This is a genomic window from Mycobacterium sp. (assembly GCF_032162105.1).
Lineage (GTDB): Bacteria > Actinomycetota > Actinomycetes > Mycobacteriales > Mycobacteriaceae > Mycobacterium.
Window position 1 is genome coordinate 1 of record NZ_JAVRPS010000710.1, and the last position, 7,434, is coordinate 7,434.

A 7,434-nucleotide genomic window follows, 5' to 3' on the forward strand; every position below is an offset into this window, starting at 1 on the left:
GCGGTGACGACGGCCAGTTGCGACAGCAAGAGCGCGATTGCACCACCGAGCGCGCCGTGTTCGGAGGTCAGAGCGGGCATGATGCTGAGCAGCAGAACCGCGCAGAAGAAGTTGAACAGCAACGGCACCTTCATGTTTCGCCGGGAACGCTGCAACCCCGCCCACACCATGTAGGTGCACCGGAACACGGTGCCCATCGCAAGGACGCCGATGACGGCCGTCGCACCCATCGAGCCATAGTGCGGATTCAGCCACCGCAGCGCAGTGGGGGCCACCAGCACCAGTGCCAGCCCGCCGGTCACCGCCAGTACCACCACCCTGATGAGGATTGCCCGTGCCATCGCCCCCGCTTCGGCGGGCGTGCTCGAGGCATGCACGACAAGGGACACCACCAGGGCGGCACCCATGAAGTCCACCGCTTGCACGATGGACAGGGACAGCGCGAACAGTGCCCCCTCCTTCGGACCGGAGAAGACCGTTACGACGAACGGTGTCACGTTCACCAAGCCCATGCTCAACGCCGACGACACCGTCGTCTGCGCGACGAAGCGGTCGAAGGTACGGGTGCTGATCGCGCCGGCGGTGGACGCGTCGGGCAGGTCGTCGCTGGAGTCGATCACGCGCACGATCGTCGGGCGGAGGATGGCCACCATCAGGATCGCGGCCAGCACGAACGAGAACTCGACCGCGTGCCACACGTGGGCGAGGGCCAGCAGCGGCAGGAGCGCGATCTTGCCAAGGCTCACGGCGACGTTCGCCGCAGGCAGCCAACGTGCCCGGCCCAACGCGACGAGAGTCGAGTTCTGCAGTGTCAGTGCCGACCACGCCAGAATTCCCACCACGACCAGCACGGCGATCACGACCGATCCCCGCACCTCGCGAAGCCAGGTCGTGGTCGCGAGCGCCGCCGCGATGCCGATCACCAACGCCAGCCCGAAGAACAGCCGCTGGCCGCGCCGGTACAGGACAGGGCGATCCGGGCCGGCGGCAGGCAATAGGGCGGTGTAGGCATCGCCGACACCCGCGGCCACCACGACGCCGACGGACACGATGACCGCGAGCACGGCGGTCATCACACCGAGCTTCTCTGGCGGAAACATCTTGGCGGCGACCGCCCAGAACGCCATTCCGAGAACGGCGTTCGCCACCGACGACGACGCCATCGAGCCGGCATCGCGGTACAGCCGCGCGGCGCCGAAGCGCGCGGGCTGCGGTTGCAGCGTCGACTTGGTTCGCACCATCAGGCTGCGGCGCTCCCCGTGGAGACCGAAGACACCGAAGCGACCCGCCCTCGCGCGTAGCCGACCCCGGCGCTGGCCAGGCCGGCCAACATCACCGCACCCTGCCTGCGGGTGGACGGTCGTCGACCGGTGGACCGCCGCAACGCCTCGACGAACACGGTTCTGACGTAGTCGTGTTCGGTCGAGACCGCCGATCCGTCGGCGAGAACGCGTTGCATGGCCGCCTTGCCGGCACCCTCGGCATAACACCGGCGTACGAAGAACCCCAGCGACGCCCGGTCGGCAGGCACGTCGTGATGGATCACCGCGTCGGGGACGTACATCCAGTGGCCACCACTGGCGGCGGCCATCCTGATGCACAGATCGGTGTCCTCCGGCTGCGGAATCGAGCCGCGCTTGCCGAAGTCGGTTCGGAAGCCGCCGACTGCGCGAAACTCGTTGGTACGCACCGCCATGTTGCCCGACCAGACGTTGCGGATCGGAGCGGTCACCGTAGGTAGCCCCTGATAGGAGCCGCCGACCACCCAGGCGAACTCGTCGGGGAACCAACCGGGCTTCGAGGTACGCCAGGACGGCTCGTACTTGCCGCCGGTTCCGACGACGCTCGGATCCACGAACGGCCGAGTAAGAGTCCGAAGCCACTCCGGGTCGGCAGTCTCGTCGTCGTCGAGGAACGCGGTGAATGCCGTCTCCACCGCGCTCACCCCACAGTTGCGCGTCGCGGATGCGCCACGCCCATTGTCGTTGCGCACCAGGTTGATCCAACTGAACTCATCGGAGAGCAGGTCTGCCAGCCGTGCGTTGTTGTCCACCGCCACGATGACCTTGGCGGGTTCGAGGCTCTGTTTGCGCAACGACACGAGGGCGGCCCGGATGCTCGGCAGTCGGCGCTCCGCATAGCACGCCAGCACCACCGAAATGTCGACGTCCGTTCCGTCGTCAGCATCACTTCCAGTCACGATCCCCCCGATTCGATCAGCCGTCGTCGGGCGACCTGTTCAGTCGCCCAGTGTCGTTCAAGGTGTATTAGGAGGCTTGCTCGGATTTCAGAAGCTTGGTGTTGCGCCCTGCCGAACGGACGTTGCGCCGTCCCGTTCGACGCTCTGCTGCGCTGTTCTTCCTCGAGAGGAAGAACTCTCTGCGGATGGTCCGCAGCACCCGAGTGCCGTCCCGAACCGCGTTGAGGTTGCTCACTCCGTGTATCCGGCTCGCCTCGTAGCTGCAGACTTCCGCGATGCTCAGTCGGCGCGCGGCGACCCGCACGTTGATCAGGGTCTCGATCTCGAATCCGTCTCCCCACTGCGGCTGAGCATCGTTGGTTTCGGGGAGTTCCATCACATCGAGGCAATGGCGCCAGAAGGCGTTGTATCCGTAGCACAGATCGGTGTACTTGGTGGCGAACAACGCATTAACCATTGCATTGAGACCCCAGTTGCCGATCCGCCGGAACTTCGTGATGTCCGCACTGCCGCCACCTAGGATGAAGCGAGACCCCTTCGCGAAGTCGGCGCCGGACACGAGGGCGGAAACGTACCGTGGAATCTCGAGTGGATCGGTGCTGCCGTCGGCGTCGATCATCACGATGATGTCTCCGGTCGCGGCCTTGAACCCACACGCCAGGGCGTTGCCCTTGCCCTTCCTGGTCTGCCGGACGTGGATCCCGTCAGGCCACAGTTCACGCGCTACGACATCGGTGTTGTCCACCGAAGCACCGTTGACGAAGACGATCTCGTCAACGTCCTCCGGCATCTTCGCGGCGACGAAGGGAAGGTTTCTCTCCTCGTTCAGTGCGGGGATGACCACCGATACCCGCGGCCGTTCCGCACCGTGGGAGATCCCGTCCCAGATGGTGGCTAGTTTGGCCATTCTTCGGGCCTTTCCTTGGCTGCAGATGCGACGGACGATTTCAACACGTGTGGCCCCCAAAAGCTGCGCGGTATCGACCGCGCTTCTTAGAACTGCCCGCGAGCGGCGTTGAGCGCCACCCGATTCTGACCAGATGGGCTGACGCGACGGCGCGCCAACTCCACGGACTGCCTGCGATTCTCGACTATCTGCATCGAACCGGACTCAGTCCCCGTTGGCGAGTCCATCGGCTGTGTCAACGCTGGCATACCGGCCGCCCGCCTGCAAGCGGTGCAGAGGCAACAACGTGTTACGGAAACCAACAGCTGCGTCGTGAGTTCGGGCGCCCATCGGGGCATCAAGGCCTGCGATCTTTTGCCGTCACCACACCGCGGGTCGAGATTCGGGTGGGACTGTTGCGAGCGTCAATCACCGTGCTGAAAGCCAGCGACCGACCGCATCTTCTCTCGCTTGCGACGGCGGCCGGGATCTGTGGTGGGCCAACAGGTCCGACCTGGGCTCACCGCGATCGCGACATGTAGCCACATCACCCGCCAGTGACCGAAGGCGCCCCGGCCGGCCCCCGGGCCAGGCGGGCCAGGCGGGCCACCGGAAGCAGGCGAAGCTGTTGCTACAACCTGGCATCAAAGCCGTCGACCAACGTTACGGGCGGTTACGCATCGGCCCACATGTGTTGGACGCCACAGCGTCAGGCTCGCGGAGAACGGCGGATATCCGCTTCCGCCAGCGCCTGGAGCTGGGCGGAGAACGGCGGCAGCGGCCTATTGTGTGCCCTATCGTGCACTCACACCGGGTGACTGGGAGGGACGCCCCGATGGAATCATCCTCACGCAGCGTGCAGGCGTCAGTGCGTCGCTGTGCCGGAGTCGCCGTCGCGGCGCTGATGACCGCGGCGGCGCCGAGCTGTGGCGTCCCGGGGATCGTGAGCGCCACGCCTGCCGGCGCGTGTGAGCACACTGCCGCGTTGGAGAACGATTGGGGAGTGCCGGACCGTGAGGACGGATTCGACACGAAGGCGTCGTTGTCGAACTGGCATCTGTACGAAGGGATCGGCCACGCGGGGAACGGGAAGCGGACCCCCAAGGCGATCTCGGTGTCCGACGGTGTTCTTACCATCACGGGGGACGGGTCGGGCGATTCGGGGGGCATGGGGTGGAACGCAGGTCAGCACTTCGGACGGTGGGAGGTGTGCGTTCGGTCCCCACAGTCAGCGCCCGGCTATCACTCCGTAGTGCTGCTGTGGCCGGACGCCGAAGACTGGCCCGTCGGTGGGGAGGTCGACTTCATGGAAGCCATCGAACCAACCAGACAGGTGGTCGAGGGTTGGATGCACTACGGTGCCGACGACCGCCGAGTAGGGGCACAGGTCAGCGTCGACGCCACCCAGTGGCATGCCTGGGCGGTCGAGTGGACGCCGGAGAAGATCACTTACTTCCTCGACGGCACACCGTGGTGGACCAGTACCAACACCGCCAACTTCCCACCACGGTCGCTTCACCTCTGCCTTCAGGTGGACGACTTCGGCGGCGACATCGCCGCAGGGGGCAGTCAGCTCGTCGACTGGGTGCGCCAGTACTCGCTGCCGTGATCACGAACGGTCACGCGAGGAACCCGATGTCGGTGCGACCAGTTCCGACGGCGGGCTCGGGATCGGCGCCGACGGTCTTGGAGAGGACTTCGTGGTAGATGTCGCGAAAGTCGATGCTGCCCTTGAGGTCACCGTCATCGAGGTCGGTCAGGCTGGGCTCCTCGCCGTAGAACCCGCCCTTCACCGGCACTCCGGCGACGAACACCGGCCCCGCGGTTCCGTGATCGGTGCCGTGCGATGCGTTGGCCACTACTCGTCGCCCGAACTCGGAGTACACCATCACGACGACGTTCTTGCCGTGCCGGTCGGTGCTCATGTCCCGAAGGAACGGTGTCAGCCCGCGATCGAGTACTTCGAGGAGGTGCTGTTGGGTGGGACGTTCGTCGGCGTGGGTGTCGAACCCGCCGAGGGCAACCATGTACACCCTGGTCGGAAGACCCGCCTTGATGCACTTGCTCACCACGTTGAGCCTGTCGCTCAACGGATTTGGTGCGTTGGACGCGGCGGCGGTGAAGGTGAGTCCACCGGCAAGCGGGTCGATCGACACGGTGGGGGCGGCGGTGCCAAGCACGGGGCTGACCGCGGCGCCGAAGGCGCGGGTCGACCGGTAGGCCGAGCACACCGCCGACATCGCAGGCGAATCATGGGGGTCGGCGGCGCCGAGGGCGGTAAGGGATTCGCTGACCTGAGAGGACACCGGGCTGGAGTCACCGGCTAGCGTCGACGCCGCCTGCTTCGCGCCGACCGCCATGAGGGGCAACACGGCGCCAATGTTGATGGCGCGCACCGGATCGTCGCCGGTCGCATCGAGCCACCTACCGATCCAGCCCGTACTGACCGGTTCCTTCGGCGACGCGGTCTGCCAGATGTCCATGGAGCGGAAGTGGCTCCGGTCGGGCTTCGGATAGCTCACGCCACGCACGATGGCGAGCTGGTGCTCCGACCACAACTGCGACAGACCCGTCATGGCCGGGTTGAGCCCCAGCTGCGCGTCGAGCGGAAGCACTTCGGACGGCGCGTACGCCAGGTCCGGGCGGGCATCCTGATAGGCGTTGTCCGCGTGGGGAATTACGGTACTCAGCCCGTCATTGCCGCCATACAGCGTGACGATCACCAGGACGCCGTCGTTGTCCCCCAGTGTGCGTGCGTCCCCCGGCCGCGGCAGATCGGACGTGCCGCACCCCACGACGCCGGTCAGCAAGCCGGCTGCACCGACACCAACGCCGGCGCTTGCAAGCAGAAATCGGCGGCGATTCACTTCAACCATTTCGGCACCTCGTCACGCAGTGAGATATTCGGGGGTGTTGACCGCTGCGGTGAACAGCTGCAACGGATTCTTGGTGAATGCCCGCAGCGCCGACGCCGAGCGATCTGACCACGCGCCGACACCGATCAAGTACCCGGCGGCGTCCACCCGGTCACCTGGTGCAGCGCTCTCGATGACCGACAGGTCACCGCGCTTGGCGAGTTCGCCTGCGGCCCAGACCTGTGCGGCGGTGCTCGCCGTCGAGACCCAGACCCGGCCCTGCGGCCAGCCAGCCACGTCGGGTGGATAGAACGGCTTCTGCCCGAGGCCGGTCAGTGCCCCGTCGATGGCGTACGCCGTCTCGGGCGAGTCGACGGGGACCTTCAGGGTGCGCATCACGCCGATGAGCCACTCCGCGGGCATCGTGATGGCGGTGCCCGCCGCGAACGCCGGGTCGGTCAGGATCGCCTTCGTTAGCGCCTTGAGGTCACGACCCGGCCCGTAGTCGGTGACCAGACGAGTCAATGTCTCATCGTTCGGTGGTGTGTCGGAGGCGAGTTGGCGCCACAGCCGAGTCGCGACGTACCGCGCAGAGTTGGGATGGTTCAGCACCGCGTCGCAGAACCCGGCGGCATCGAGCGGCCCGGTGGCGCCGAGCACCGTCTTGATCCCATCGTCGTGCTTGTCGGCGCGCAGCCGGGTCCCGCCGCGAAAGTCGTTCGTCCAACCGGTCAGCGCGCGGGCACCTTCGCGTACGTCGGCCTCGGTGTACCCGTTGCCATGTCCCAACGCGAAGAGTTCCATGAACTCTCGCGACAGGTTCTCGTTGGGCGAGCCTGCGACGTTGTCGTGTCCGTCCAGCCAGGACAGCATCGCGGCGTCGGTGAGCATCGCGTAGGCCAAGGTGTGGAAGTCACCGAGCTTGAGGCTGCGCAGCGTCCGGTTCTGTGCGCTCATGTAGCACGCGAACCTGGTCTTCAGCGCCGAGGTGGCAAAGTGGTTGTGCCACACCAGCGTTAGCTTCTCGTGGATCGGCTCCTGCACCGCGACCATGCGCCGCAGCCACCACCTGGTCAGCTCGGCCATCTGGCCGTCGACGAGCTGATTCCAGGCGTCCTTGGCGGCGCCGTCTGCCTTCTCGCCCGGGTACCTCGGCACGTCCGGGTAGACCGGCATCGGCGTCGCCCGTGCTCCGGGGTCGGACTCCGGGTCCAAGTTGAGCACCCCGTCGAGGTAAGCACCCACGTCTTGGCCCTGCAGCGCATCCACCCGTGGCCCGGTGGTGCCGAAGCCCGTCCTCCGTAGCAGACGCGCAGTGGCGATCCACCGAGCTGACTGGGTCGACATCCCGCCTCCCGACGCCTCCACGTTTGCCATCGGCGCATCAATACGCACAAAGTCGTGGACATTCCGATGCAATGGACCGCTGTTGAATTGCCAACATTCGCGGCGACGTTCACAGGAAACTTTCAGCTGCGATGTGGCCGGTACGT

The 7,434-nt window shown here is 66.2% G+C and carries 6 protein-coding genes; 1 reads left to right on the plus strand and 5 read right to left on the minus strand.

Features of this window, described 5'->3' with window-relative positions; all coding sequences use genetic code 11:
• The 3 genes from QOC69_RS36020 to QOC69_RS36030 form a co-directional block, all read right to left on the minus strand.
• A partial coding sequence (locus QOC69_RS36020) for a lipopolysaccharide biosynthesis protein (RefSeq protein WP_526447614.1) occupies positions 1 to 1,241 on the minus strand: 1,241 nt, incomplete at its 3' end.
• Positions 1,241 to 2,200, minus strand: a complete 960-nt coding sequence (locus QOC69_RS36025) for a glycosyltransferase family 2 protein (protein WP_526447616.1) — start codon at positions 2,198 to 2,200, stop codon at positions 1,241 to 1,243. The genes QOC69_RS36025 and QOC69_RS36020, both read right to left, overlap by 1 nt.
• Positions 2,201 to 2,267: 67 nt before the next feature.
• Positions 2,268 to 3,107, minus strand: a complete 840-nt coding sequence (locus QOC69_RS36030; protein ID WP_526447618.1) for a glycosyltransferase family 2 protein — start codon at positions 3,105 to 3,107, stop codon at positions 2,268 to 2,270.
• 814 nt (positions 3,108 to 3,921) lie between these two features.
• Between QOC69_RS36030 and QOC69_RS36035 the strand changes: the two genes are divergently transcribed.
• A complete protein-coding gene (locus QOC69_RS36035; RefSeq protein WP_526447620.1) occupies positions 3,922 to 4,695 on the plus strand; it encodes a glycoside hydrolase family 16 protein in 774 nt (257 codons plus the stop codon).
• 10 nt (positions 4,696 to 4,705) lie between these two features.
• On the opposite strand, the gene QOC69_RS36040 is transcribed toward QOC69_RS36035, so the two are convergent.
• Positions 4,706 to 5,962: a DUF1501 domain-containing protein gene (locus QOC69_RS36040; RefSeq protein WP_526447622.1), complete on the minus strand. Its 1,257-nt coding sequence runs from the start codon at positions 5,960 to 5,962 to the stop codon at positions 4,706 to 4,708.
• A 12-nt stretch (positions 5,963 to 5,974) separates the two neighbouring features.
• Positions 5,975 to 7,288, minus strand: coding sequence for a DUF1800 domain-containing protein (locus QOC69_RS36045; protein ID WP_526447624.1), 1,314 nt, complete (start codon positions 7,286 to 7,288; stop codon positions 5,975 to 5,977).
• Positions 7,289 to 7,434 lie beyond the last annotated feature (146 nt).

What these genes read in the sequence shown, in the direction of transcription:
- QOC69_RS36030 (WP_526447618.1), bottom strand. Translation starts at nt 3,107, where the DNA reads ATGGCCAAACTAGCCACCATCTGGGACGGGATCTCCCACGGTGCGGAA.
- QOC69_RS36035 (WP_526447620.1), top strand. Translation starts at nt 3,922, where the DNA reads ATGGAATCATCCTCACGCAGCGTGCAGGCGTCAGTGCGTCGCTGTGCC.
- QOC69_RS36040 (WP_526447622.1), bottom strand. Translation starts at nt 5,962, where the DNA reads ATGGTTGAAGTGAATCGCCGCCGATTTCTGCTTGCAAGCGCCGGCGTT.
- QOC69_RS36045 (WP_526447624.1), bottom strand. Translation starts at nt 7,288, where the DNA reads ATGTCGACCCAGTCAGCTCGGTGGATCGCCACTGCGCGTCTGCTACGG.